General features: G+C 76.1%; 1 pseudogene. It reads right to left on the bottom strand.

Annotated features, from left to right (window positions below):
* Window positions 1-218 (bottom strand): annotated as a pseudogene (locus L687_RS24910) (sensor histidine kinase KdpD); the annotation flags it as partial.

A 218-nucleotide genomic window follows, 5' to 3' on the forward strand; every position in this document is an offset into this window, starting at 1 on the left:
CCGTCCTGCGCGGTGATGTGCACCGCCAGCAGTTCGCCGCCGGCGGAGCGGGCCGCGATTCTGGCGCCGCGGCGCAGCAGGGTCTCGCCCTCGGGGCCGCCGGTCAGGGCGACGACCACGCGCTCCCTGGCCTGCCAGTTGCCCTCGATGCCCTGCTCCGCCCGGTAGCTGCGCAGCGCGCTGTCGACCTCGTCGGCGAGCCAGAGCAGGGCCAGCTC

The organism is Microbacterium maritypicum MF109, from assembly GCF_000455825.1.
GTDB lineage: Bacteria > Actinomycetota > Actinomycetes > Actinomycetales > Microbacteriaceae > Microbacterium > Microbacterium maritypicum_A.